Raw genomic sequence first — 24877 nt, 5'->3', positions numbered from 1 at the left:
GAAAGATTATGGAAGGATTATGGAAAAAGATGTAGAATTAAGTCTCAAACATTCATTTTATTTCATAGTCATATTATGGTAAGCCTGTTAGGATGGTTTAATTGAAGAACACTCTTTATGATGAGTTTGTCGACAGGGTGCGGACGGAGAGCGATATTATCAGCGTTATTTCCGAATATATTCCCCTTAAAAAAAAGGGGAAAAATTTTTGGGGTTGCTGTCCATTTCATAATGAGAAAACACCCTCTTTTTCCGTTGCTCCTGACAAAGGTTTTTTTTACTGCTTTGGCTGCCAGGCAGGGGGAAATGTTTTCAATTTTCTCATGAAAGTTGAAAACATTAGCTTTTTAGAAGCAGTAAAGAAGATGGCGCAAAAACTGAATATCCCTTTGCCCGAGCAAGAGAAAAGTGAGTTTGAAATTAACCGGGAAAGGGAAATGGCTCAGTTATACCGGGTAAATGAAATGGCGCGTGACTTTTTTTATAATTGTCTTACTAAGACCAGTTATGGAAAAGAGGCGCTTGTTTATCTGACATCCAGGGGGTTAACGAAAGCCGGAATTGAACAATTTAAAATTGGTTTTGCTCCTCCCGGTTGGGATAAACTATCATTAGCTTTTCAAGAACGTGGTTTTGATCAGGAACTTCTGCTGCGAGCGGGGCTAGTGAGCAGCCGTCCAACAGGGGAAGGAAGTTATGACCGTTTTCGCAATCGTATCATATTTCCAATCTGTGATGCACGGGGAAGAGTGATTGGCTTTGGCGGCAGAGTAATGGATGATAGCCAGCCTAAATATTTAAACTCACCTGAAACGGTATTGTTTAATAAAAGGCAAACTTTGTTCGCTTTTGATCAAGCCTGCAAATCCATACGTGATTTGGGGCAGGCTATTGTGGTAGAAGGATATATGGATGCCATAACAGCTCATGAAGCAGGGGCAAAAAATGTGGTGGCTTCATTAGGTACAGCATTTACGCCGGAACAAGGCCGGTTGCTTTTGCGGCAGGCAGCAGAGGTTGTCTTTGCATATGACAGTGATGCGGCTGGTCAAAATGCGACATTGCGGGCCTTGGAAGTCGTCAGGACTTTGGGCATCACGATCAGGATCGCCTCCGTTCCGGATAGCAAGGATCCTGATGAATTTATTCGTAAGAATGGTATTGAGCAATTTCAGAGTTTTATTCAGCGGGCTCCGGGACTACTGGATTATCAGATTCAACAGGCATTAAAAGATACGGACTATTCCCGCCTTGAAGGCAAAGTCGCTGTTGTGGCGAAAGTATTGCCGGCGTTAATTCAATCTAACAATGCCGTTGAAATTGACGGACACATTACACGGTTATCCCAGCTCCTCAGTATTGATGAAAGCGCTATTCGCAGCGAATTTAATAAATATGCAACAAATAATAAAAAGGATAAAATTGTAAAAACGGGGAAGAATGGATATAATACAACAAGTGTCTCGGTGTCAAGGCGTGCCGTACAAAAAAATTCTGCCGCCGAGCAGCACCTAATCCGCTTAATGTGTGAAGATCCTGCCCTTATCTCCTACGTACAAGTCCAGCTTTCAACCGATGATTTTCAGGATGAAAGCCGGCGGGAAATACTCACCTCCTTATTTCATGCGTACAGTTCAGGAAATCAACTAGCGCCGGCTGCTTTAGCCAATTCGCTAAGTGAGAAAGCCAATATCGAACTGTCACATATTATGCTTATAGATGAACAAACCAGTGATGTTACCCGAATGGTTGATGATTACATTAAAGCGATTCGGCTGACAAGTCTTAAAACCTTATTTGAACAACACCGGCTGCGAGCCGATGAATTAGAACGTTTGGGGGATAGTCGCTTTCAGGAGGAATTAGCTGAAAGCAAACGAATTAATGATGAAATTAAACTATTGCTTCAGTCATAAGACTATTAGTGCAGATAGCATGAGCTCAACTCATCAGACGTGCCAAAGGAGGGGGGAGTAACAATGACCGAAAAGAAAAGTGTTTCGAGTGAACATGTAAATGAGTTATTGCATAAAGGTAAAAAACGCGGCGGTATGCTGACATACGCAGAAATCATGGATACTCTCCAAGGTGAAGATTTGTCACCTGATGAAATTGATGACATGTATGAAGTTTTTACGACTAAAGGCATTGAAATTGTTGATGAAATTCCTGATGTAGAAGTATTTGAAGGTCCTGATCAGGCTGAGATTGAAACTGCTCCGGAAGAAGTAGATATTGATCTAAGCATTCCTGAGGGCATCAGCATTGACGATCCTGTTCGGATGTATCTGAAGGAAATTGGCCGCGTTCCACTGCTTACTGCTGATGAGGAAATTAATCTCGCCAAACGTATGGAACAAGGCGATGAAGAGGCAAAGCGCCGTCTGGCAGAAGCAAACTTACGGCTTGTTGTTAGTATTGCTAAACGCTATGTAGGAAGAGGCATGCTCTTTTTGGATCTTATTCAAGAAGGTAACCTTGGACTCATTAAGGCCGTTGAGAAGTTCGATTACAATAAAGGCTATAAATTCAGTACGTATGCTACCTGGTGGATTCGGCAGGCAATTACCAGAGCAATCGCCGATCAGGCGCGTACCATTCGTATACCGGTGCACATGGTGGAAACAATTAATAAATTGATTCGTGTTTCCCGTCAACTCTTGCAGGATAAAGGCAGAGAGCCTTTGCCGGAAGAAATCGCTAAAGAAATGGATATTAGCGTTGAACGGGTTCGTGAAATTATGAAGATAGCCCAGGAGCCTGTTTCACTTGAGACACCGATCGGTGAAGAAGAAGACTCTCATCTTGGTGATTTTATTGAAGATCAGGATGCACCGGCACCTGCGGAAGCGGCTTCTTTCATGCTATTAAAAGAGCAGCTCGAAGAAGTGCTGGAGACATTAACTCCAAGGGAAGAGAAAGTTCTTCGCTTACGGTTTGGTTTGGATGACGGCAGAGCACGTACTTTGGAAGAAGTCGGTCAGCATTTTGGTGTAACTCGTGAGCGAATTCGTCAGATTGAGGCAAAGGCACTTCGGAAGCTCCGCCATCCCAGTCGTAGTAAAAAGCTAAAAGATTTTCTTGAATAAATATTAAAAAAACCTTGACGGCTAGTTAACATTGTTGTACAATATGTTATGTCGATGCCGTTCCTCGATAGCTCAGTTGGTAGAGCAATCGGCTGTTAACCGATCGGTCGTAGGTTCGAGTCCTACTCGAGGAGCCATTTTTGTTTTGTATAAACAGGCTTTCGCTCGAAAACCTGTTTTTCAATGTCTTTTGGGCCTATAGCTCAGCGGTAGAGCAGCCGGCTCATAACCGGCTGGTCCCTGGTTCGATCCCAGGTGGGCCCACCATTACATATTCGGCCCGTTGGTCAAGCGGTTAAGACACCGCCCTTTCACGGCGGTATCAAGGGTTCGAATCCCCTACGGGTCACCAAAAGGTCACTAAGCCATCCATTATGGATGGCTTTATTTATTTGCAGGATTTATAGAAATATTGCAGAAGTTTTGTTTCATACTATAGGGAGCCTGTTAGCAATAGGCACTCTAACATTCTGGGAGGCAGTATATTGAATTTAGGAGAACGACTAACAGCGATTGCCGAAAGAGTTCCAAAGGGAGCTGTTGTGGCTGATATTGGTACTGACCATGCCTATTTACCAGTCTATTTGCTTCAGCAGGGGCTTATATCACATGCGATAGCCGGTGAAGTGAATGAAGGCCCTTATCGGGCAGCCTGTCAAATCATTGACCGTCTGAATTTGAGCAAACAAATTGATCTTCGCTTTGGAAGTGGTTTTGCCGTGTTGAAGGCGGGTGAAGCAGACACGGTTACAATTGCGGGTATGGGAGGAACAACCATTATTGATATACTGACTGCCCATCCGTCAGTCACAAGTGAATTAAGAAGGATGATTCTTCAGCCAATGATCGGAGCTTCTCTCGTGCGCCAGTGGCTGGTACAAAACGGCTGGTATATAACAGATGAAACCCTGGTAGAAGAAGAAGGCAAGCTCTATGAAATTATTGCTGCCGAGCAGGGGGATTCGCCTTTTCTTGAGTCGGTTCTGTATGAAATAGGTCCTGTGTTATGGGCACAGAAGCCGATACTCCTAGCGAAGCACATCTTTCAGTTGATTAAGCAAAAGCAGTATGTCTTAGCAGAAATGAATGTCAGCCCAAAGGCGAGGCAATCGGTTAAATTCCGGGAATACCAGGAGAGCTTGGCAAAGCTGGAGGAAAAAGCATGTCAGTTAGCTGCAAAACTTTAATTGAAATGATGGAGCGATTAGCTCCTGTCGGTTTGGCTGAACACTGGGATAATGTGGGACTGCTTGTCGGTTCTCCTGATCAAATGGTCAGCAAGGTGCTTGTGACGCTGGATGTTACGCTGCCTGTGGCCCGTTATGCAGCACAACATGGTTATGAGCTTATTATTAGCCATCATCCTGTTATATTTAAAGCGTTAACCAGTATTCGCACGGACACTCCGCAAGGAGAGATTATGGCTGCATTATTAAAACACTCAATTGCCGTTTATTCTGCTCATACGAATTTGGATATAGCTGCAGGCGGAGTGAATGATGCGTTGGCTGGCCGCCTGCAATTGCAGCAAATAGAGCCGCTCCAGATAACAAATGAGGATAAGCTTGTTAAGATTGTTGTATATACTCCTTCTTCACATGTAGAGCAAGTGCGGGAAGCACTTTGTGAGGCCGGAGCGGGGCATATTGGCAACTACAGCCACTGTACGTTTCAGACTGCTGGTACCGGCACGTTTTTACCGCTGGCAGGCACTAAGCCGTTTCTTGGAGAAATAGGTCAATTAGAATATGCTGCAGAAAGCAGGTTGGAAACTATTGTGCCTCAATCGCTTAGCAAACAGGTACTATCGGCGATGTTATTAGCACATCCATATGAAGAAGCCGCTTACGATGTATATCCCCTTGCCAACAGCGGGGTTAGGCAGGGCTTAGGCCGGGTAGGCAGGCTTAACCGGCCGCGGGAGTTTCAGGATTTTATTAATGACGTTAAATCAGCATTAGGCATAGCTCATGTGACTGTTGCAGGGAATGTGAATAAGGTTATTGAGAAAGTCGCTCTTTGCGGCGGCAGCGGCGGCAGTTTGATTGGCTATGCAGTGGCAGCAGGGGCAGATGTTTTGATAACCGGCGATATTAAGTATCATGAAGCTCAGGAAGCTGTGGCTAAGGGCTTAATTGTCGTTGATGCCGGGCACTTTGCTACTGAGCAGCCTGTAATCGCGGTACTAGTTGAGTACCTACAAAATTGTTCGCGTGAAGCAGGCTGGGAAATTGCTATTCACAGTGATGTTATCAATCAGGATGTTTTTGCTAGGTATTAGAATTGGGAGGGGGCTTTTATATGCAAATTAAAGCTGCGATGAACAATTTTTTGACAACCGATCTATATGGTATTACTTCTGAGGAACATTCATTAGGGCGAAGTAATATAGATGTTGTGAGAGAATTGGTGGAAGCTGGTATTAAAGTGGTACAATACCGGGAAAAAGACAAAAAATCCCGGCAGATGTATGAGGAGTGCCTTGCTATTCGCGAAATTACCCGTCAAGCCAATGTTACTTTTATTGTTAATGATCATATTGATTTGGCATTATTAGTTGAGGCTGATGGAATTCATATCGGTCAGGATGATTTGCCGGTGCAGGCAGTTCGTCAGTTAATCGGCAATGAGAGGATACTCGGTTTGTCCACACATAAACCGGCTGAGGCAGAGGCTGCCGTACAAAGTGGAATTGTCGATTATATCGGCGTCGGACCGATTTTTAATACTGCTACCAAAAAAGATGTTTGCGCTCCTGTAGGTTTCAATTACTTACAATATGTAGTCGAAAATATTTCATTGCCCTTTGTGGCTATAGGTGGTATTAAGGAGCACAATATTGCGGAACTCAAACGTATGGGTGTGGCCCAATTTGCCTTAGTAACCGAGCTAGTCGGTGCTGCTGATATTAAAAAAGCAGTGCAAATATTGCGGCAGAGGCTGAATCAGTTATAATCTCTTAGAAATGGTCCTGATTCCTTAACTATTCATGGAGAAAGGCAACCGGAATTCGGTTGCCTTTTTTTGTATATATTTATTTTATATTTCAGTCCAATTGTAGCATGAAACGCATAGAATATAGTGAGATACCAACGCATTTTTTAATATGTGTGGTTATGACAATACAACGGGATTGAAAAAACATGGAATATTGAGGTGGACGACTATGGCAAGCAGCAAAGGAGAGAGCAAAAAAGAAAAAAATATCTTTGATTTGTCCCCTAGTCTGGAAGATTATCTGGAAGAAATATATCGATTTTCACTGACTCAGCCTATTGTCAGAGTATCTGAAATCAGTCAGAAATTAAATGTTGCACAACCATCTGTTACCAAAGCCCTTAGACGGCTAAAATTAAAAGAATGTATTACTTATCAGCGTTATGGGTTGATTGGCCTTACGGACAGAGGGAAGAAAATAGGCAGTTTTTTAGTGAAGCGCAATCAAATTCTGCAGGAATTTCTATTAATATTGAGTGCCCAGTGTAATATCAGTGCAGAGGCTGAAGCAATGGAGCACTATTTGTCAGTATCCACCATTAATGTTATTCAGTCCTTTGTGTCGTTTATGCGGCAAAATCCGCTGATCCACAATGAGCTTACCGCTTTTATCATAAGCCAGCAGGAAGTGGCAAATGAGTAAAGCTGAGGCTGCGTATCGCAACCTCAGCGAAATAGTTACACTAATCCCAGCATACGGGCTGATTGGGCAACGATAAAGCAGACCAGGAAGCCAATAACCGTTGGCAGAAGAAAGGCTAAAAATGTCCATTTCTTGCTGCCCGACTCTTTGTATGTAGATAGCAGCACAGTCGCACAAGGCCAGTGAAGCAGGCAAAATAGTAGAGTATTTACAGCAGTAAGCCAGGTCCAGCCGTGAGCAATAAAAATCTGTGACAGCTCAGATAGTTCTTCTACTTCAATCATATAGCCTGTGGACAAGTAGCTCATAAGCAGAATGGGAATAACAATTTCATTAGCCGGCAGGCCCAGGATAAAGGCCAGCAGGATATAACCATCAAGTCCAATCGCATAGGCAAAGGGCTGCAGGAAAGAAGCCATGTGATTGAGAATGCTGGTGTCGCCAACCGTAATATTTGCTAGAATCCAAGTTATCGCACCAGCTGGAGCAGCCATGATGACAGCCCGCCTTAGGACGAAATAAGTTCGGTCAATCATGGAGCGATAAATGACTGCGCCAATTTGTGGTTTACGGTAAGGGGGGAGCTCCAATACCATTGCAGAAGCTTCGCCTTTTAATACGGTGTGGGATAAGAGCCAGGAAACACCAAACGTGATCAAGATACCCAGAAAAACCAATGCAGTTATGGTGAGAGCGGCAATTGGCGTTTCCAATTCGGGTGAGAAGTAGCCGGCTACAAAGATGGTTGCTATTGCAATCAGGGTGGGAAAACGGCCATTGCAGGGAACGAAGTTGTTGGTGATAATGGCGATGATCCGCTCCCGTGGAGAGTCAATAATCCTGGCAGAAACAACACCTGCCGCATTACAGCCAAATCCCATGCACATTGTTAATATTTGTTTGCCGCTGGCTTTGCACTTTTTAAAAGCATGATCGAGATTAAAGGCAACTCGCGGGAGATATCCGAGATCTTCAAGCAAGGTAAACAAGGGGAAGAAAATGGCCATTGGCGGCAGCATAACTGATACGACCCAGGCTAAACCACGATACATGCCAAGGACTAGTACCCCATGGAGCCAGTCAGGTGCTCCGGCAAGCTGAAACCATTCGGTAAGCTGGTCCTGAAAGCTAAATAACGCATCTGCAAGGATTCCTGAGGGGACATTGGCACCAACAATTGTGATCCAAAATATAAGCCCTAAAAGCGCTAGCATAATTGGATAGCCGAACATGCGGGAAGTCAGAATGTCATCAAGCTTAGTTTCCCAGCTTGCCCGTGTATTATCTGGAGTAATAACGACTTTGCGGGCAATTTCTTCGGCATTTGCATATATATCAGTGATTATGGTATCACCTAGCTCTGTTCCGGACTGGAGGCGGATTTTTTCTGCCTGCGTGCATACCTGAGCCAGTGTACTGATTGGTTTGACGATGGCAGTCATTGAAATGCCACCTCCGAAACTTCCTGGCCTGTTTCAATATTGATATGACGGCTTATGCTTTCAATGAAGGTACGATCACCATCGAGCAGCCGCAGTGCTACCCAGCGTGGATTCAACTGGTGGTCAATAATGCGGCTTATTTGCGGTACAAGCTTGGCGATAGCCTCTTCTACCTGGGGCGAATACATAATTTGCCTTGGGCGTGAGATATGTGCTCCACTTGCGACCTTATAAAGGGTTTCTTTTAAGTTATTCAGTCCCTCACCAGTTCTGGCGGCAGTCACAACAACAGGGACACCCAGTTCTTTTTCAAGTAAGCTGCTGTTAACGTAGATATTCTTTTTGCGGGCTTCGTCTATCAGATTTACACAGACGATGACATTCGGTGTTATTTCCATTACCTGCAGAGCCAAATTTAAATTGCGCTCCAGACAGGTTGCATCGACTACCACTAATGCTGCATCAGGCCGGCCAAAGCAAATGAAATCACGTGCAATCTGTTCTTCTACGGTGTGGGCTAAAAGAGAGTAGGTACCCGGCAGGTCAACCATAAGGAAAGACTGATTATCATGAGAAAAAGTCCCTTGAGCGTTATCAACTGTTTTGCCCGGCCAGTTGCCTGTATGCTGATGCAGGCCGGTAAGCGCATTGAATACGGTACTTTTTCCTACGTTGGGGTTACCTGCCAGCGCGACAATGTATTGCTTGAAGCCGGCAGATATTCCAAAGTGTTCCCGCAAAATGCGGGAGTGGTATTCGAGCTCGTTTTTCATTTCCAAACTAACCTCCAAAATGGTTTTTTATTCGGGCTGCCAAGGATTAACTTTAATCAGCCTCGCGTCTTCGTTACGAAGTGCAATCATACTGCCTCTCACATAAAAAGCAATTGGGTCACCTGCAGGACTTTTTCGTACACATTGAACCGGTGTGCCAGGAATCATGCCAAGGTCAAAAATTCTCCTGCGAATCAGGCCCTCTAATTCAACTGCCGCTACCTGGCAGTATGATCCAACAGCAAGATCCGATAAAGTGTGCATTTGATTTTGTGCTAACATGTGTTAGCCTCCTTTAAGTTTTATAACTTCAGCTAAGTTTTTGTGTTGAAAAAATGTTAGCTGACTGTATCACAAGATGCGCTTGTGCTTAGCCTTAGCTAACTAAAGTGTCTATCTTCTTCATGCTATGAAGATCACTAGCATTTGGTTACTTGATGTAGTGCTGTAAATAGAATTTTTTTTTGAAAAATGCACATGCTATATGACTTAGAGGAATAAGCTGTAAGGATGTGCAGATTCAGGTGAACGCAGAAGAAGTAGCGATTGCGTCGCTTATACTAACTAATGAAGAAATAGTTGTAGTTGGTCATACCGTCGATATACAGCGGTTATATGAGACCGGAGCTGCGCAGCGGGTCTGGGAAATAGTGCTTGATAACGGGCATCGGCCTTACGCTAATCAAAAAAAAAGACTTACTTATGATATCGATCAAGAAGAGCGGGGTGAAAACAAGAATGTCCTGACAACACAAGTGGCAAGACATTTTGGTTTGGGGTTTACACATAATTTGCATGCTCTTGAGCATACCTACCTTCTTCGGGCAAATCCCGCTTTTTGGAGCGCATTGCAGGTGGTTTTTGCTAATGAAGACGGGCAATTGCTGGAAGCCGGCAGATATGACTGTTATGCTGCATTTCGTGGTGCCGCATCAGCCAGTGGGGCTATTCGCTTTATTAGAATGGAGCTGGATACGCTTCTATAAAGAAGTCTGCCGGAGCTGGATTAGAACGGACAAGGTACGAGTAGTTTTTCTTGACTAATTAGTTAAAATTTTCTAAAATGAAGGTAACCTAACAATAGGATTTACTAAAAAGGGGCTGAGCCGATGGGTGTAGTGACGATTGGAACGCAGCAAGATTTTGAAGAAAAGGTATTAAAATCCGAGCAGCCAGTTCTAGTTGATTTTTGGGCTCCTTGGTGTGGACCTTGTAAAATGGTCGGTCCGGAGCTGGACGCTGTTGCCGAAACCTATGTCGGTAAGGCTATGGTTGCTAAAATTAATGTGGATGATCATCAGCAGCTAGCAGGTAAATACAATGTGATGGGTGTACCGACCCTGCTGATTATAAAAAATGGACATGAAGTAGAACGTATTGTGGGCTATCGCCCCCGTAAAGATATTAGTGCTGCATTAGACGCAATTCTGTAGAGCATGAAACTCCTGGAGTTATCCGGGAGTTCTCTTTATATAAGGCTGTAATACCTCAAAGAATGTAAAGGAGGTAAAATGTGAAAATAATTCTACGGTTTTTTGTCATACTGGGCTTATTGGTAATACTACCTGCTTGTCATTCTATTTCTTCTGCACGCACTGAAAGTGGTGAATTTGTTACGTTTACTATTTTAACAGTGAATGACTTTCATGGTGCTCTCGTGCAAGAAAGTAAAAATCCGGGGGCAATCAGGCTGGCACATTATTTAAAAGATGAGTATGTTCTAAACCCGGAAGGGACACTGATTGTAGGTGCAGGAGATATGTTTCAAGGCACAATTGACTCAGATTTGCTGAAAGGTGAACCGGTTGTATCGATAATGAATAATGTTGGCTTTGCTGCGATGGCCGTAGGCAACCATGAATTTGACTGGGGAAGAGAAATACTGCGTGAGCGGGCTCAGCAGGCGGACTTTCCTTTTTTGGCTGCTAATATGATTGAAAAGGGCACTAATAAAGTACCGTCATATATTAAGCCTTATCTCATCGTTGAGAAGAAGGGCGTTAAAATAGCGATTATTGGCATTGCTACACCGGAGACTGCTTATAAAGCACATCCTCAATTCGTTTCTGCCTATCGCTTTATCGATCCGGCTAAAACGGTGCATTCCCTGTTGCCTGAATTAAAACGACAAGGGGCTGAAGTTGTTGTCGTGCTTTCTCACCTAGGGTGTGAGCTTGATAAACAGACCAATACGATTCGGGGGGAAGCCGCCCTATTGGCTAATCGGATCAGCGGGGCTGCTGTAATCATCGCCGGACATAGCCACACCAAATTAGCCGGGACGGTAAATGGGATACCCATCATTCAGGCGGGCTATAATGGCCGTGCAGTTGGGAAAGTAAATTTAGTATACTCGAGGGCAAACAGAAAAGTAATATCTGTGGTGACTAATGTAGCGGAAATTCCTCTTGAGGGGCTGGCGGGAGATTTGGCAGTCAGCAGGATTATTCAAGAGGCTCAGTCGCAAACTGCAGCGCTTAAACAGCAGGTGATAGGCGAGGCAAAATCGCGGCTTTCACATGGTCGGTATGAATTATCACCGCTCGGTCAATGGACAACAGACAGTATGCGAGAAGCCAGTAAAGCCGATATTGCGTTTCAAAACGGTGGTGGCATACGTACAGGTGAGTTCTTTGGTTTCATTACGAAAGCCAGTCTTTATCAATTATTCCCCTTTGATAATCAAGTAGCTGTAGTTGAAATGACGGGGGCAGAGATCATAAAGACGTTGGAATATGGAATTGCTAATAAGCAGATTGGCATGTTGCAGTTTTCCGGTCTTAAAGTCACCTATGATTATTCGCGGCCTTTGAACAAGCGTGTTACTCAGGTGTTGTTAAACAATGGTAAGAAATTGGAGAAAAATCAATATTATAAAGTTGCTGTAAACGATTTTATGGCTGCCGGGGGTGATGGTTTTAGCATGTTCTCAGCGGCACGCAAGACTACGAATACGCATTTGTCTATACGACAAATTGTTGAGCAGGCAATCAACAAAAATCATCACCTATCAGTAGAGACAGACAACCGTTTGGAAATGCGAAATATGCAGCAGTCGGTCCCGGCAGCATAGCGGCTAGGAGGAGCATAGATGGCTGAAACCATAACTATTGACCAAGCGTTATGCTTAAACGGGCGCTACAAAGAGATGCATTGTCAAAGATGCCGTGACCACTGCCCTGCTAACTGTATTGATGAAAATTGGCAAATTCAATCCAAGCTCTGTAATCACTGTGGAGTATGCGTTGCTGTATGTCCTGCGGAAGCAATAGCGGCTCTATCCTATTCTAACCGGGAATTGGAACACAGAGCGGCCGAAAACCCCTCGCTTTTTGCCTGTAAGAAACAAAGCAGGGAAAGCTCTTGGCCCTGTCTGGGATTTTTGGAAAGCAGACTCTTATTTGCTCTTGTATATAAAGGCAGTACGCTGATCGTTGATGACCGGGCATGCGGGCAGTGCAACCCGGCAGTTCACATGCAGCTTACAAATGCAATTGCAAATGCTAACCGGATGCTGACCTTTTGTAATAAAAATGTAATTCAGTCAGGAGATAAGGCTGCTTATATAAAGGTTAGGGGTAAAGCAATTTCCCGGAGAGGCTTTTTTAGTGAAATGTTTGGTGCAGCACTTGAAACGATCAGAGAAGTGACTTTTCCTACCGGTGCTACAATAGAACGATTAGAGCGTCAGAAATGGATTGCCACATATTTGTCAGCAATGCCTGCTATTAGGTTGCCGGAAAATAGTAAGGTGTTTTTTAACATGAGCATTAGCGATGCCTGCCAAGCGTGTGGATTATGTGCAAAGCTTTGCAGTAGTAAAGCAATTACGGTTATTGACCTGACCAGCGAATTGGAAATTTATCACCAGCCTGTGCAATGCACAGGTTGTCATGTTTGTGTTACTCACTGTCCGGTTCAGGCAATCGCAATAGGAGCTGCCAATCAACTAGGCAAGCACAGGGTCATACAAGCAAAATTGCCACGATGCTCATCTTGTGATCAGTTGTTTCAGCCAGTTGATAATCAACGGATTTGTTTGGAATGTATGTTGAAAAACAGGCTCCAGACAGGATGCTGTTGAGATGACATTACGCGTACGACGCGGTATAATTTAGATGTCTCTTTTTGTGGGGGACATAACTATGCAGGCCCGGTGTGGCAAAACCGGGTCTTTTTTATTGGTTTAATTGCAGGAATTTTCTGGTTATAACCGGAATGTAATTAGTAAATCTGCAATTGTTGCATTCGTGGAGTTTTCTTATGAAGCTTAGAAATAGTTTGAGCCTGCGCTTTATGTTGAGCATGGCGATTATTATTGTTGTGATGATGACGATTAATTTATTGTGGAACGTGAATATGAGCCAGCGTCAGGCGGAGTCGGAAATGCGTGAAAAGGCTACCGTTATTGCACAGCAGCTTATTGCAGCCCGTTCGTTCATTGCAGTCCAGCAAGATACGATTAACTCTGACTCGAATGGACATTATGAGTTCAAGCATTTAAATCCTGCTGCGGTGGGAAAAGGAATAGGCGATATTTTTAACAAAGCTTCTGGCTATAAATTCAAGCAGACAAGACCACAGGTTCGAGATGAGGAGAATAAGCCGGACAATTTCGAAGTTCAGTTTATGAAAGAGTTAGCTGCTAACAGGCAAATGACTGAGATTTACGGCTATGATGTGATTGATGGGATTAAGGTATTCCGTTATTTAGTTCCGATCTATTTTGACGAATCTTGTATGCCTTGTCACGGATCCCCGGCCGGTGCCCGGGATGTGGCAGGCCATTTAAAGGAAGGTTATCTGCCAGGTGATTTTTCAGGGGCTATCAGCATTGTGTTTCCTATGACGGTTTTTGAAAAAAATATGCACGATACTGTTGTAACGCAATTGCTCTTTATTATCTTTATTGTTCTGGTTACCATTGGTGTTATCTACATGTTGATGGAACATATCGTTATTCAGCCAATACAGGCACTGACCGCGAAAGTAGTTAAAATTGGTCATGGTGAATTGTCGGCGCAGATGAATGAAATTCATACCTATGATGAAATGCAAAGCTTAGCTACTGAATTTAATACTATGGCCGATAAACTGCAGCAGTTATATACCGGCTTGGAGGAAAAGGTAGCCGAGCGTACGCGGATGCTGATTAGAGCAAATTTGCAATTGGCGACACAAGGAAGAGAGTTAATGGCTATGAATGAGAAGCTCAGTGAAGCTGATCGGCTTAAGTCTGAGTTTTTGGCTGTCATGAGCCATGAATTGCGAACTCCCCTTACTGCCATTATCGCTTTTACTGAAATCTTATTAGCTGAAGGTGAGACGTTAAGTTCGCTGCAGCGTGAGTTCCTGGCCGATATCTTAGACAGCGGGCATCAATTATTAAACCAGATTAATGATATTTTGGATATGTCGAAGATTGAAGCTGGGTTAGTGCGTATGAATGATCAGGTAGTAGATTTTCATAATATTGTAGGTGAAGTTTCCCGTACGATTTTACCCTTACTGACCCGAAAGCAAATTCAGTATTCCGTACATATTGACGAGAATGTCCCCTATGTTATGGCTGATGCAGATAAAATAAAGCATATACTTAGCAACCTTCTTAGCAATGCAATAAAATTTACTCCTGAGGGCAAAAAAATTTGCGTAACTGTTTCTGTCAATAAGCCGGTAGAAGCGCTGCCAGCCGTACAAGTCGCTGTCGCTGATGACGGCATTGGCATCAGTCAGGAAGATCAACAATACATATTTGATAAATTCCGGCAAGTTGATCATGCAAAAGACCGGGAATACTCGGGAAGCGGCTTAGGGCTGGCTCTTGCGCGCAACCTTGTTGAACTTCATGGAGGTACGATCAGTGTTGCGAGTGCTGTCGGACAAGGCAGTATATTTACCTTTACTATTCCAATTCGTACAGGGAGGGCGTACTAGTGGCGGGAGAAAAGATTCTGGTAGTAGATGATGATGCCAAAATTCTTAAGATTGTTTGTCACTGTCTGGAGAAGGAAGGCTTTCATACTATGGTAGCCATAGATGGTGAACAGGCTTTACAAAGCGCAAAACTCAACCAGCCGGACCTGGTAATACTTGACTTGATGCTGCCTAAACTGAATGGTCTGGATGTAGGAAAAATTCTAATCAATGAGTATCAAATTCCTGTATTGATACTATCGGCAAAGGGAGATGAGCTGGATCGTATTATCGGACTCAGAATGGGAGTTGACGACTACCTTACCAAGCCCTTCAGCCCTACCGAGATGGTATTGCGGGTACAAGCTGTGCTTAGGCGTGTTCAAGGGCGTCGCCAAATGCAAAACAGCTCTACAATCACTTGCGGGTGTATATCGATAGATTTGAATACCCGGACAGTGACAGTTGCTGCAAAGTTAGTCAGCCTAACTGGCAAAGAGTTCGAACTGCTATGGCTGCTCGTCAGTAATCCGCAGCAGGTTTTTACCAGGATGCAATTACTTAATAAAGTCTGGCACAGTGATTATCAGGGCGATGAGAATACGGTAACTGTTCATGTCAGGCGGCTGCGGGAGAAGATTGAAGCTGATCCGTCACAACCACAATTTATCAAAACTGTTTGGGGTGTAGGTTACAAATTTGTTTGTGAAATAATTGCTTGAAAAAGTAAGGGCGTCCGAAAGGGCGCTCTTTTGTTGGTAAAAGTAGAGAAATATGCAAGTCCTGTAAAAATAGTTAATAGAATTTTTAAATAATTAATGATTTTGTAATCAATTTGTAAGTGCCGTGTAAGTAGTTTTCTGTATGATAAATTTATACAAAGTACCGGCAGACAGGAGGCGGTCATGAAAAGGAGGGCGACAATTACTTTGCTGTTCGGCACATTAGCTTCTCTACTGTTCGGTGGATTCGGCGATAAGCGAAAGGCAGCTGCAGGCCTGCTCCGACCGCCAGGAGCACTGGAAGCAGAAGAATTTTTAGCAACTTGCCTGCGATGCGGAAAATGTGCGCAAAAATGCCCTCAGGAAGCAATTATTCTGGGGCAGGGAGAGCAAGGACTGTCTATTGGCACACCCTATATTAAACCTCGCCAGGCAGCCTGCAATTTGTGCATGGATTGCATTAGCGTTTGCCCCAGCGGCGCTCTGCGAGCTATTGAAAAAGAAAAAATTAGGATGGGAACCGCTCAAATTAATACCGATACCTGTTTGGCCTGGCAGGGAGATGAGTGTAAGATCTGCTATACGAGCTGTCCATTTTACAATCGTGCTATTCAACTGGAGGATTACAAAAGACCGGTAGTCAATGATGCAGTATGTGTGGGCTGTGGTTTATGCGAGCAGGTGTGTATTACGGAAGTACCGTCGATAACGGTGAAAGCTGGGCGTAGATGAAAAAATGGTTTTTTTTGAGGAAAGTTACTCAATTTATAGCCATAGGAGCGCTATGTATACAAATCTGGTATAGTAACCCTATTTGGTTTGGCACTTATCTTTCGGCTCAATTTTTTATGGTCTCATTAACTGATCCTCTGGCTGCATTGGAAGTCATCTTAGCCAGTAAAGAGCTGTGGCTTCCCCTGTTATGGTCGGCTTTACCTTTGGTTGCCATTGCACTGGCAATGGGGCGGATATTTTGCAGCTGGGTTTGTCCTCTCCATACACTGCTGGAAGCGGCTGCGTTGATTAAAACACCAAAGGTAAATCGATCAGCCAACACGTATCTTCCTTATTTTATTATGGCGGGATGTTTACTGTTGGCATTTGTGTTCAGTTTACCATTTTATACGATGTTATCGCCTATAGGTATGATTAGCAGGCTGATTGTTTTTGGGGCCGGATTTGAAGTGGTATTGCTTATCTTTATCGTGCTTGCCGAATGGCTTAGCGGACAAAAAACATGGTGCCGGAATTTTTGTCCTCTTGGTGCGTTATATGGATTATTAGGGAGATGGAAGGTGATTGGCATAACTATTGATCACGCCGATTGTGTGCAGTGTGGTCGCTGCCGGGCCGCTTGTACAATGAATATACAAATTGGCAGTAATGAATTACTGGATGTACTGAATTGTACCAGCTGTGGCGCTTGTATGGATGTATGCCATAAAAAGTCAGTCTATTTTTCATGGAGAAACCAAAAAGGAGGCAGAAAACATTGTGAGTTTGTGGAAAGCTCTGCGAGGTGAAGAAAAACTTACAGGAAGGCATTTACTAATGCTCGCAAGTATCGTCATTTTCTTTTTTGTTGGTACGGCCTGGACTGTAGGACACACCTCAAAATCGGAATTTTGTGCTGCTTGTCATGAGATGGGGACAATGCATCAAACTTGGCTTACTTCATCGCATAAAAATGTTGCGTGTATTGACTGTCATTCTGAACCAGGTGTAAAAGGAATGGTAAAAGCGAAAATCAAAGGAGTCAAAGAGTTGTATGTACATGTAAGCGGTGCCTCGATAGCTCCTCAGGCACAAGCCAGGGATATTAACTGTTTGAGCTGCCATCAGGAGAAAGTCACTACAAATGTAGAAAAAGCGGCAGCAGCAAAAAATCCTCATACAATTAAGCACTTTAGCAACGGGATGACCTGTATTAGCTGTCATGGAGGCTTGGTTCACAATGACAAAATGAATACGAGCTCGCCCAGCCGCGAAGCTTGTATAAGCTGTCATCTAAACCAAATGGATAAAGATCCTACCGCTTACTCGCAGGAGGGAATATCATGGAATGTTCACGCCGGGAGTTTCTAAAAGCATTTGCCGTTGCTTCGGCATTAGCCAGTTCTGGATGTGCGTTTACAAGTGGCAGCAACTCAATGCAGGGGCCCACTTCTCAGCAGGATGCTGAGAAGTGGGTAAAAGGCGTTTGTCGTTACTGCGGAACTGGCTGTGGAGTTTTGTCTGGAGTAAATAATGGGAAAATAGTAGCTGTTAAGGGCGATCCTGACTGCGCTGTAAATAAAGGAAGATTGTGTGTTAAAGGCATTTTATTACCTAAAATTATGAATACCCAGGACCGGTTGCTTCATCCGCTGATTAAGAAGAATGGAGAATTTGTCAAAGCCTCTTGGGAGGAGGCGCTTGGTCTGATTGCTGATAAGTTCAAAGAATCAATTGCACAATACGGCAAAGACTCTGTTGCTTTTTACGGTTCGGGACAAAATATTGCAGAAGAATCTTATTTGGCTAATAAGCTGTTTAAAGGCGCAATCGGTACTAATAATATTGATGGTAATCCACGAACCTGTATGGCCAGCGCGGTTGCCGGCTATGTCAGTACCTTCGGAAAGGATGAGCCCATGGGGACTTATGCCGACATTGAGGAAGCGGACGTTTTTTTCATTATCGGATCCAACATGGCGGAGGCCCACCCCATTATTTATTCCCGCATAATTGACAGGAAGAAGAGTAAGTCTGATGTTAAAGTGATCGTGGCTGATCCCCGTAAAACAAGAACTGCCGATATTGCCGATCAGTTGCTGCTTTTTGTGCCGGGGAGTGATCTGGCATTATTGAATAGTCTGGCCTACGTAATTCTTGAAGAAGGACTAACGGATGAGACTTTTATTGCAAAACACACCAACTTCATGCAAGGTGATACTAAATTATCACTTGAGCAATTTAAAGAATTTATTGCTGCGTACAGCCCGGAGCAGGTGGCTGTCACTACAGGACTTACGGCTGAGCAAATTAGAGAAACGGCACGACTTTTTGCTGCCAAAGGGAAAAATACCATGTCACTTTGGTGCATGGGGCTTAATCAGCGGATACATGGTACGTGGGTAAACAACTTAATACATAATCTACATTTGCTTACCGGAAAGATCTGCAAGCCCGGCAATACACCGTTTTCGCTTACCGGCCAGCCTAGTGCTTGCGGCAGCGTCAGAGAAGTGGGAGCTTTATCACATTTGCTGCCGGCTCATCGCGTTGTGGCAAATGCCAAGCATCGTGAAGAAATCGCCGCGATTTGGGGAATTGATCCTTCGCGAATGAGCGCTAAACCGGGGTACCATACGGTAGAAATGTTCAGGGCTGCTGTCAAAGGCGATTTAAAACTGCTGTGGGTCATGTGCACTAATCCAGGCCAATCGATTCCCAATCTTAATTTGTACCGGGCTGGTATGGAAAAGACGTTCCTTGTTGTCTCCGAAGCATATCATCCCACTCGCACCAGCGAGCTAGCAGATGTTGTGCTTCCGGCAGCCTTGTGGATGGAAAAGGAAGGGATCTACGGCAATGGTGAGCGGCGTACGCAACACATTGCCAAAGCTGTTGAACCACCGGGAGAAGCTAAACCTGATGTTTGGGCGCTGATTGAGATAGCCAAGCGACTTGGTTATAGTGAACTGTTTTCCTATAAGAGCAATGAAGAGATTTGGGAAGAATATCGCAAATGTACGGTTGGGACCAAAATGGATTTACCTAGTTATGCCCGCTTACGCCGGGAACATGGGCTGACTTGGCCGGTTCCTAAAGAAAATGGACCGGAAACATCTATCCGTTATGCCGCCCCCTGGGATCCTTTTGTTGCAGAGGGCATTAAATTCTACGGAAAACCGGATGGTCGGGCGGCTATTTTTGCTCGCCCCCAGGCAGCTCCTGCCGAATTACCGGACAATGAATATCCATATTTCTTATCGACGGGGCGTATTTTGGAGCACTGGCATACAAGTACGATGACGGGGAATGTTCCTGAACTCAAACGGGCGGTATCTCAGATGTACCTTGAAATTCATCCTGAAGATGCTGATAGGCTGGGAGTGAAGGAGGGTGAACTGGTGAAAATCATTTCCCGCCGGGGCGAATGCTGTCTGAAGACCAAATTAAATGGCCGCGGACAACCGCGGCCAGGACTGGTATGGGCACCTTTTCATGATACGGAAATGACTAGAATGATTAACTTTGTGACCATTGATGCATTTGACGATACATCCAAACAGCCGGAATATAAACTATGTGCAGTACGCCTGGAAAAGGCATAACTTGCAGTTAAGAGAGCGGCTCATCGGCAGTGCTGATATATGCAGGAAAAACGCCCAATACATGTGACAGTTGTTCCACTTGGCTGGCAATCTGAGTAACTTCAGCTAGTGAGTCTGTTTCAACAACGATAATGATTTCTTCTTTTGCGGTGACCGAGTGTACGGTAATACCGCAAATGTCTTCCAGGGCAGCTATAACCGTATGTGTATGCTCACCAGCCGGTTGTACGATCATGCTTGCAATCGCCATAGCCGAAATCTCCTTCACTATTTATATCTGTATATTTAGTATAAGTCTGTTTCAGTGGCAGAGCAATGAAGGTAATTATTACGAATAGCTTAAATCTGGAAATACTAACAGGTATAAATACAAAAGTAACGAAATATAGGACGTATTAAGGTATGAAAGGGATCTGGTGAATGACAAGGATGACTGTAGAACTGGCTGGCATCGGCAAGTGCTATAGCGGCCGGTATTTGTTCAGACAATTAAATGCTGCCGTACAGCCGGGAGAATGTTTGGCAATTACCGGCTGTAACGGCTCTGGAAAGTCTACGCTTCTCAAAATAATCGCAGGACTGATAAGGCCAACAAATGGGAGGATAAGTCTGTTTGCCAATGGCAGTCTCATAAAGAAAGACCAGCAAGCAGCTGTCCTTGGCATGATATCACCGGAAGTGTTTTTTTATCAGGCCATGACAGCAATGGAAAATATTCGCTTCCTGCTTAATATTCGCAACAGAGAAGCAACTGAGCAGGAAATACTCGGCTGGCTATACCAGGCAGGTCTGAAAGAGCAAGGCAATAAGCGGGTACATTCTTATTCAACCGGTATGTGTCAACGATTAAAAATTGCTGCAGTTTTGGCTATAGATCCACCGCTGATTTTGCTGGATGAGCCGGCAAGCAACTTAGATACGGAGGGCAAGGCAATAGCCGCCCAATTAATAACTAAGGCGCTTGCTTCTCATAAAACGCTGGTAATTGCGTCAAATGAATCATGGGAGACAGAATATGCCACTCATAAAATCAACCTTTCCTAGAGCCTTGTGGGCGATTCTCTATAAGGAGGGTCTCTGTGAATTCCGCATTCGCTATGCGGTAAGTGCATTATCCATGTTTGCCTTGGTAACATTGTCCAGTGTCAGTATGACGATTGCCGGTACAACACTAGCGCCGGAGCTTGCGGCAGTTCTTTTATGGATAATTTTGTTTTTTTGTGCTATGGCGGGTCTATCACGAGTCTTTGTGCAAGAGTATGAGACTGGAACTATCTTTCTCTTGCGTTTGTATGCAAGTGCACAGGCTATTGTTTTTGGGAAATTGTTATTTAATATCATAATGCTTGCAGCACTTACAATATTTATTATTCCTTTGTTTATTATTTTTTTGAATATAGAAATTCCCTTTGTTTTTACTTTTTCCATTCTCCTGCTTTTAGGAGATATCGGAATTGCTGCTGCTGCCACCATAACAGCAGCAATAGTAGCTAAAACACAAGGAAAAAGTGCCCTTTTTACAGTTTTAACTTTTCCCATTCTCTTACCGCAGTTTCTGGCAGTAATCAGTGCAACAGCTAAAGTGCTTAACCACACTGTGCCGCAAGTAACGGAATTGATTTTTATTGCTGGCTATGACTTGGTATTGTGTATTGCAGTATCCATATTATTTGACTATCTTTGGTATGAATAACAGGAGGGTGTTATGCTGAATGGAGCTATAGCGCTGTTAATGGCGGCGGTTCTCTATGCTGTTTTTTATATCGTACCGCCCGCAGAAGGCTTGGGGTATCTGGTTCGTATCGCTTTCTTCCATATTCCAGTGGCGTGGGTGTCCGTCATTGCTTTCTTCCTTTCAGCAGGGTGCGCCGTTCAGTATTTGCGTACCAGCAACATCATATATGATTGGTGGGGAGCTGCTTCTGCATGTTTAGGATTGCTCTTTTGCCTGTCAGCCACCGTCAGTGGCGCGGTTTTTGCCAAACTTACCTGGGGAGCTTATTGGAATTGGGATCCCAGGCAAACCACTGTTTTTATATTACTCTTAATTTATGGAGCTTACTTGGCCTTACGAGCGTCTATTGAAGAGCAAGAGCAGCGGGCTAAGCTTGCAGCTGTGTATGCATTGCTTTCCAGTATAACCGTACCCTTTTTAGTATTTATTGTACCCCGGTTTTATTTTTCACTGCATCCCGAACCGGTTTTAAATGCAGCAGGTAAAATTGAGATGGATAACAGCATGCTGTATGTTCTGATTGCCGCATTAGCAGCTTGCACGGCATTATTTGCCAGATTGCTGACATGGATGGTACAGCGCAAAAAGCAAGAGCAGGAACAGTGTGCAGCCCAATACAAAAAGGAGTTGAGGCAGTTGTGAAACACCGCCATGTAATTGGCATTGCAGTGATTGTTACATTTGTGGTTTTTAGCGCCTTTACTTTTCAGAATTCACTTACACCTTACGTTAATTTTGCACAGGCTCAATCAATCGCCGGTACTGTTCAGGTACGTGGTATATTGGCAACAGAACAGATAATGACTGCCGAAGGCGGCCGGCTGCTGCAGTTTGTATTGCGTGATGAAACGGGTATAGAGGCTTTGGTTGCTTATCGAGGCAGTAAGCCTGACGGACTGGAAGATGCTGCGAGTATAGTGGCGATTGGCAAATACCGGGATGGTCTGTTTATGGCGGAAAAACTGCTTGTAAAATGTCCGTCTAAATACCAAAGCACACAAGGGAGTGTGAAAAGATAATGATCGGATTTGGCGCTGTCTTTTTAGCACTTATTGCAACAGGAATTACTGCCTTTTATTACTGTAATCATTATCTGGCAACCGTTACGCGGCAGGGCAGGACAGCCGGTCAGCACAATGGCCGCATCTGGTACATCATTTCCACCGGATTTATCGGCACAGCTGCAGCGTACTTGCTTTTTATTATCCTCAGCGATCAATTTCAGTTTGCTTATGTATATAGTTATTCGTCCATGGAGTTAGCTCTCCCTTATAAGGTATCTGCTTTCTGGGCGGGTCAGGAAGGATCTTTCATGCTGTGGCTGCTGTTTCATGCTGGCTTTGGATTGCTGCTGCTCCGCCACAGTAACAAATCGCCGGCATGTATGGCAGTTTATAGTGTCTTGCAGGGGTTGCTGCTTATTATTCTTTTAGCAAAAAGTCCTTTTATGATGCTGAGTGAGCCGCAAATGGATGGGAATGGACTCAACCCTCTCTTGCAAGATCCATGGATGGTTATTCATCCGCCTATTGTTTTTTTAGGTTACGCCGGTTTGGCTGTTCCTTTTGCATATGCAATGGACGGATTAATCACGGGAGGGAATGAATATTGGGTAAAGCCTGCACTTGCTTGGGCCTTGTTTTCCTGGTCTTCCCTTGGAGCTGGTATTTTTATAGGCGGTTTTTGGGCTTATAAAGTGCTGGGCTGGGGTGGATACTGGGCTTGGGATCCGGTTGAAAATTCATCGCTTGTTCCATGGCTGGCGGCAGGAGCCCTGGTGCATTTGTTATTGTTGGCCCGCATACGGCCAGCAGGCGTCAAATCTGCATATGTCGCTAGTCTGGCCAGTTTTATACTCGTGCTGTATGGAACGTTTTTAACACGCAGCGGCATGTTAAGCGATTTTTCTACCCACTCCTTTGCCGACGAAGGGATAGGTGGTTTATTAGCAGGTTTTGTGCTAGTAAGTGCACTGACAGCAACCGTTGTTCTTGTTCTTAAATGGCAGGAGCTGCCGCAGGGAGAACTATATCCCACAATAAAAAGCAGGGAATTTATACTGGCTTGTACAGGTCTCGTCCTCGCAGTCTTAGCGATCCTGGTATTTATTGGCATGTCAACGCCGATATTCACAGCATTAGTGGGCAATCCGCAAAATGTGAATACCAGCTTCTATAATGCCACTACACTGCCGCTGGCAGCAGCGATGGCATTGTTGCTGACAATTGGCCCAGTGCTAAAAAAGACAAATCAGAAAACAAACTGGTTTGTCTATGGAGGGGGAATTGCCGCAGCAGTTGCCGGTCTCGTTTTTGCTACCAGCTATGGCATTTGGAATCCGCTCATCGCGTTGGTAATTGCTTTTTGCTTTTCAAGCCTAGTTAGCAATATAACCGCTGCAGTAAAAAGCTATATTACCTGGCCAGCAGGAATTACCCATGTTGGAGTAGCCCTTGCATTAATTGGAATTATGGTATCTTCGGCAGCTAGTCATTCTCAGCTGGTGAGTTTTGAACCGGGGCAGAGTCAGCGCTTATTCGGGCAGAAAGTTACTTATCTTGGCAAAGCGGCAGCGATTGGGGAAGATGGCTTTTATCAAAAATTTTCTATTGAAGATGATGCTGTTCTGAATGCGATAACAAAATTAAATAAAGAGGGTAATCCTGCTGCTCGTGAACCGGCTATTTACCGGACTATTGCAGCTGACCTCTATATTGCACCAGTACTGAAAAGAGAAGGGAATGGCGGTAAAGAAGCTATTATCCGTAAAGGCGAGCAGACCGTTCAGGACGGACTTCAGCTCAAACTATTACAAATTTCCATGCTTGGCGGTAAAGTAAGCAATGAAGAAATCCGTATACAGGCGGCACTGGAAGCAGCGAAGGATGGAAAAATGGAAGCGGTCAATGCAGAAATGCTGTTCAAAAATGGTCGTGGAATGGGTATACCAGTCCAGATTCTGGATCATTATGAAGTCACTCTCAACGGAGTGAACCCCAATGAAGGCGCCATTAGCATAAGAGTGCGAAACACAACAACAACTGTGCAGAACGAGCAAATCGATGTTGAAGTAAGTGATAAACCGCTGGTTAATCTGCTTTGGCTGGGAACAGCTCTCATTACCTTCAGTACATTATGGGCAGGCTGGAAACGTCTTCATATACCTGAATCTACTGTAGCTGGACCTATAAAACATTCAAGCAAGCGTGCTGCTATACGCAAATAAAGCTAGAAGGAGTAT

The 24877-nt window shown here is 44.3% G+C and carries 25 protein-coding genes and 3 tRNA genes; 24 read left to right on the top strand and 4 right to left on the bottom strand.

The annotated features are described in order from the left end of the window. Window positions 1-101: 101 nt before the first annotated feature. The 9 genes from dnaG (at window position 102) to RTR76_RS11050 (ending at window position 6729) form a co-directional block, all read left to right on the top strand. The gene (gene dnaG / locus RTR76_RS11090) at window positions 102-1916 is read left to right on the top strand and encodes a DNA primase (RefSeq protein WP_312520607.1); all 1815 of its coding nucleotides are present in this window, start codon (window positions 102-104) and stop codon (window positions 1914-1916) included. A gap of 63 nt (window positions 1917-1979) precedes the next feature. After that, a complete protein-coding gene (gene rpoD, locus RTR76_RS11085; protein WP_312520604.1) occupies window positions 1980-3089 on the top strand; it encodes an RNA polymerase sigma factor RpoD in 1110 nt (369 codons plus the stop codon). A gap of 61 nt (window positions 3090-3150) precedes the next feature. Next, window positions 3151-3226 (top strand) — tRNA-Asn (locus RTR76_RS11080). A gap of 55 nt (window positions 3227-3281) precedes the next feature. Next, window positions 3282-3356, top strand: a tRNA-Ile gene (locus RTR76_RS11075). A gap of 10 nt (window positions 3357-3366) precedes the next feature. Further along, a tRNA-Glu gene (locus RTR76_RS11070) sits at window positions 3367-3441 on the top strand. A gap of 133 nt (window positions 3442-3574) precedes the next feature. Further along, window positions 3575-4276 carry a class I SAM-dependent methyltransferase gene (locus RTR76_RS11065; protein ID WP_312520602.1) on the top strand — a complete coding sequence of 234 codons (702 nt, stop codon included), beginning with the start codon at window positions 3575-3577 and terminating at the stop codon, window positions 4274-4276. Beyond that, entirely contained in the window at window positions 4252-5370 is a 1119-nt protein-coding gene (locus RTR76_RS11060) for a Nif3-like dinuclear metal center hexameric protein (protein WP_312520599.1), read from the top strand. Before RTR76_RS11065 ends, RTR76_RS11060 begins: the two co-directional genes overlap by 25 nt. A 20-nt stretch (window positions 5371-5390) precedes the next feature. Then, window positions 5391-6044: a thiamine phosphate synthase gene (thiE, locus tag RTR76_RS11055; RefSeq protein WP_312520596.1), complete on the top strand. Its 654-nt coding sequence runs from the start codon at window positions 5391-5393 to the stop codon at window positions 6042-6044. 211 nt (window positions 6045-6255) lie between these two features. Next, on the top strand, window positions 6256-6729 hold the full coding sequence (locus tag RTR76_RS11050; RefSeq protein WP_312520592.1) for an iron dependent repressor, metal binding and dimerization domain protein: 474 nt from the start codon (window positions 6256-6258) through the stop codon (window positions 6727-6729). A 35-nt stretch (window positions 6730-6764) separates the two neighbouring features. Here the strand turns inward: RTR76_RS11050 and RTR76_RS11045 are convergent, their stop codons facing one another. From RTR76_RS11045 to RTR76_RS11035, 3 genes are read right to left on the bottom strand one after another with little or no spacing between them, the layout of a single operon-like run. Further along, window positions 6765-8171, bottom strand: a complete 1407-nt coding sequence (locus RTR76_RS11045; RefSeq protein ID WP_312520589.1) for a nucleoside recognition domain-containing protein — start codon at window positions 8169-8171, stop codon at window positions 6765-6767. After that, window positions 8168-8944 carry a FeoB small GTPase domain-containing protein gene (locus tag RTR76_RS11040; RefSeq protein WP_312520586.1) on the bottom strand — a complete coding sequence of 259 codons (777 nt, stop codon included), beginning with the start codon at window positions 8942-8944 and terminating at the stop codon, window positions 8168-8170. The genes RTR76_RS11045 and RTR76_RS11040 overlap by 4 nt, the downstream gene beginning before the upstream one ends. Window positions 8945-8971: 27 nt before the next feature. After that, window positions 8972-9226: a FeoA family protein gene (locus tag RTR76_RS11035; protein WP_312520584.1), complete on the bottom strand. Its 255-nt coding sequence runs from the start codon at window positions 9224-9226 to the stop codon at window positions 8972-8974. Between the two features lie 242 nt (window positions 9227-9468). Between RTR76_RS11035 and RTR76_RS11030 the strand changes: the two genes are divergently transcribed. The 10 genes from RTR76_RS11030 (at window position 9469) to RTR76_RS10985 (ending at window position 19901) form a co-directional block, all read left to right on the top strand. Further along, window positions 9469-9930, top strand: coding sequence for a hypothetical protein (locus RTR76_RS11030; RefSeq protein WP_312520581.1), 462 nt, complete (start codon window positions 9469-9471; stop codon window positions 9928-9930). Window positions 9931-10053: 123 nt separating this feature from the next. Next, on the top strand, window positions 10054-10377 hold the full coding sequence (gene trxA, locus RTR76_RS11025; RefSeq protein ID WP_312520578.1) for a thioredoxin: 324 nt from the start codon (window positions 10054-10056) through the stop codon (window positions 10375-10377). A gap of 80 nt (window positions 10378-10457) precedes the next feature. After that, entirely contained in the window at window positions 10458-12017 is a 1560-nt protein-coding gene (locus RTR76_RS11020; protein ID WP_312520575.1) for a 5'-nucleotidase C-terminal domain-containing protein, read from the top strand. 18 nt (window positions 12018-12035) lie between these two features. Then, window positions 12036-13028: a 4Fe-4S binding protein gene (locus tag RTR76_RS11015; protein ID WP_312520572.1), complete on the top strand. Its 993-nt coding sequence runs from the start codon at window positions 12036-12038 to the stop codon at window positions 13026-13028. Between the two features lie 179 nt (window positions 13029-13207). Continuing rightward, the gene (locus RTR76_RS11010) at window positions 13208-14881 is read left to right on the top strand and encodes an ATP-binding protein (protein WP_312520569.1); all 1674 of its coding nucleotides are present in this window, start codon (window positions 13208-13210) and stop codon (window positions 14879-14881) included. Next, window positions 14881-15582, top strand: coding sequence for a response regulator transcription factor (locus tag RTR76_RS11005; RefSeq protein WP_312520566.1), 702 nt, complete (start codon window positions 14881-14883; stop codon window positions 15580-15582). Before RTR76_RS11010 ends, RTR76_RS11005 begins: the two co-directional genes overlap by 1 nt. A 183-nt stretch (window positions 15583-15765) precedes the next feature. Beyond that, a complete protein-coding gene (locus RTR76_RS11000; protein ID WP_312520564.1) occupies window positions 15766-16314 on the top strand; it encodes a 4Fe-4S dicluster domain-containing protein in 549 nt (182 codons plus the stop codon). Beyond that, on the top strand, window positions 16311-17105 hold the full coding sequence (locus RTR76_RS10995) for a 4Fe-4S binding protein (protein WP_312520561.1): 795 nt from the start codon (window positions 16311-16313) through the stop codon (window positions 17103-17105). Before RTR76_RS11000 ends, RTR76_RS10995 begins: the two co-directional genes overlap by 4 nt. Beyond that, entirely contained in the window at window positions 17077-17667 is a 591-nt protein-coding gene (locus tag RTR76_RS10990; RefSeq protein ID WP_312520558.1) for a NapC/NirT family cytochrome c, read from the top strand. Before RTR76_RS10995 ends, RTR76_RS10990 begins: the two co-directional genes overlap by 29 nt. Next, complete coding sequence (locus tag RTR76_RS10985) at window positions 17640-19901, top strand: molybdopterin-dependent oxidoreductase (RefSeq protein ID WP_312520553.1); 2262 nt, start codon at window positions 17640-17642, stop codon at window positions 19899-19901. Before RTR76_RS10990 ends, RTR76_RS10985 begins: the two co-directional genes overlap by 28 nt. A 7-nt stretch (window positions 19902-19908) precedes the next feature. On the opposite strand, the gene RTR76_RS10980 is transcribed toward RTR76_RS10985, so the two are convergent. Further along, complete coding sequence (locus RTR76_RS10980) at window positions 19909-20151, bottom strand: chaperone NapD (RefSeq protein WP_312520550.1); 243 nt, start codon at window positions 20149-20151, stop codon at window positions 19909-19911. A gap of 170 nt (window positions 20152-20321) precedes the next feature. Between RTR76_RS10980 and RTR76_RS10975 the strand changes: the two genes are divergently transcribed. The 5 genes from RTR76_RS10975 to ccsA are packed head-to-tail and all read left to right on the top strand — an operon-like array spanning window position 20322 to window position 24862. Beyond that, a complete protein-coding gene (locus tag RTR76_RS10975; protein WP_312520547.1) occupies window positions 20322-20945 on the top strand; it encodes an ABC transporter ATP-binding protein in 624 nt (207 codons plus the stop codon). After that, window positions 20917-21594 carry a heme exporter protein CcmB gene (locus tag RTR76_RS10970; RefSeq protein WP_312520544.1) on the top strand — a complete coding sequence of 226 codons (678 nt, stop codon included), beginning with the start codon at window positions 20917-20919 and terminating at the stop codon, window positions 21592-21594. Before RTR76_RS10975 ends, RTR76_RS10970 begins: the two co-directional genes overlap by 29 nt. Window positions 21595-21606: 12 nt before the next feature. Continuing rightward, window positions 21607-22278, top strand: coding sequence for a cytochrome c biogenesis protein (locus RTR76_RS10965; RefSeq protein ID WP_312520540.1), 672 nt, complete (start codon window positions 21607-21609; stop codon window positions 22276-22278). Next, the gene (locus RTR76_RS10960; RefSeq protein ID WP_312520537.1) at window positions 22275-22655 is read left to right on the top strand and encodes a cytochrome c maturation protein CcmE; all 381 of its coding nucleotides are present in this window, start codon (window positions 22275-22277) and stop codon (window positions 22653-22655) included. The genes RTR76_RS10965 and RTR76_RS10960 overlap by 4 nt, the downstream gene beginning before the upstream one ends. Further along, window positions 22655-24862: a cytochrome c biogenesis protein CcsA gene (gene ccsA, locus RTR76_RS10955; protein ID WP_312520535.1), complete on the top strand. Its 2208-nt coding sequence runs from the start codon at window positions 22655-22657 to the stop codon at window positions 24860-24862. The genes RTR76_RS10960 and ccsA overlap by 1 nt, the downstream gene beginning before the upstream one ends. The last annotated feature ends 15 nt before the right edge of the window (window positions 24863-24877 follow it).

This window comes from Anaerospora sp. (assembly GCF_032013335.1).
Classification (GTDB): Bacteria; Bacillota; Negativicutes; order Sporomusales; family DSM-15969; genus Anaerospora.
Note: the sequence above shows the minus strand (reverse complement) of the source record. Positions and strands in the feature narration are given on the sequence as shown.

Bases quoted from the DNA above. Each gene is read 5' to 3' on its own strand.
- RTR76_RS11015 (WP_312520572.1), top strand. From the start codon at position 12,036: ATGGCTGAAACCATAACTATTGACCAAGCGTTATGCTTAAACGGGCGC.
- rpoD (WP_312520604.1), top strand. From the start codon at position 1,980: ATGACCGAAAAGAAAAGTGTTTCGAGTGAACATGTAAATGAGTTATTG.
- RTR76_RS11060 (WP_312520599.1), top strand. From the start codon at position 4,252: ATGTCAGTTAGCTGCAAAACTTTAATTGAAATGATGGAGCGATTAGCT.
- trxA (WP_312520578.1), top strand. From the start codon at position 10,054: ATGGGTGTAGTGACGATTGGAACGCAGCAAGATTTTGAAGAAAAGGTA.
- RTR76_RS11035 (WP_312520584.1), bottom strand. From the start codon at position 9,226: ATGTTAGCACAAAATCAAATGCACACTTTATCGGATCTTGCTGTTGGA.
- RTR76_RS11050 (WP_312520592.1), top strand. From the start codon at position 6,256: ATGGCAAGCAGCAAAGGAGAGAGCAAAAAAGAAAAAAATATCTTTGAT.
- RTR76_RS10965 (WP_312520540.1), top strand. From the start codon at position 21,607: ATGCTGAATGGAGCTATAGCGCTGTTAATGGCGGCGGTTCTCTATGCT.
- RTR76_RS10970 (WP_312520544.1), top strand. From the start codon at position 20,917: ATGCCACTCATAAAATCAACCTTTCCTAGAGCCTTGTGGGCGATTCTC.
- RTR76_RS11045 (WP_312520589.1), bottom strand. From the start codon at position 8,171: ATGACTGCCATCGTCAAACCAATCAGTACACTGGCTCAGGTATGCACG.
- RTR76_RS11000 (WP_312520564.1), top strand. From the start codon at position 15,766: ATGAAAAGGAGGGCGACAATTACTTTGCTGTTCGGCACATTAGCTTCT.
- RTR76_RS10995 (WP_312520561.1), top strand. From the start codon at position 16,311: ATGAAAAAATGGTTTTTTTTGAGGAAAGTTACTCAATTTATAGCCATA.
- RTR76_RS10975 (WP_312520547.1), top strand. From the start codon at position 20,322: ATGACAAGGATGACTGTAGAACTGGCTGGCATCGGCAAGTGCTATAGC.
- thiE (WP_312520596.1), top strand. From the start codon at position 5,391: ATGCAAATTAAAGCTGCGATGAACAATTTTTTGACAACCGATCTATAT.
- RTR76_RS10985 (WP_312520553.1), top strand. From the start codon at position 17,640: ATGGAATGTTCACGCCGGGAGTTTCTAAAAGCATTTGCCGTTGCTTCG.
- RTR76_RS11010 (WP_312520569.1), top strand. From the start codon at position 13,208: ATGAAGCTTAGAAATAGTTTGAGCCTGCGCTTTATGTTGAGCATGGCG.
- RTR76_RS10980 (WP_312520550.1), bottom strand. From the start codon at position 20,151: ATGGCGATTGCAAGCATGATCGTACAACCGGCTGGTGAGCATACACAT.
- RTR76_RS11040 (WP_312520586.1), bottom strand. From the start codon at position 8,944: ATGAAAAACGAGCTCGAATACCACTCCCGCATTTTGCGGGAACACTTT.
- ccsA (WP_312520535.1), top strand. From the start codon at position 22,655: ATGATCGGATTTGGCGCTGTCTTTTTAGCACTTATTGCAACAGGAATT.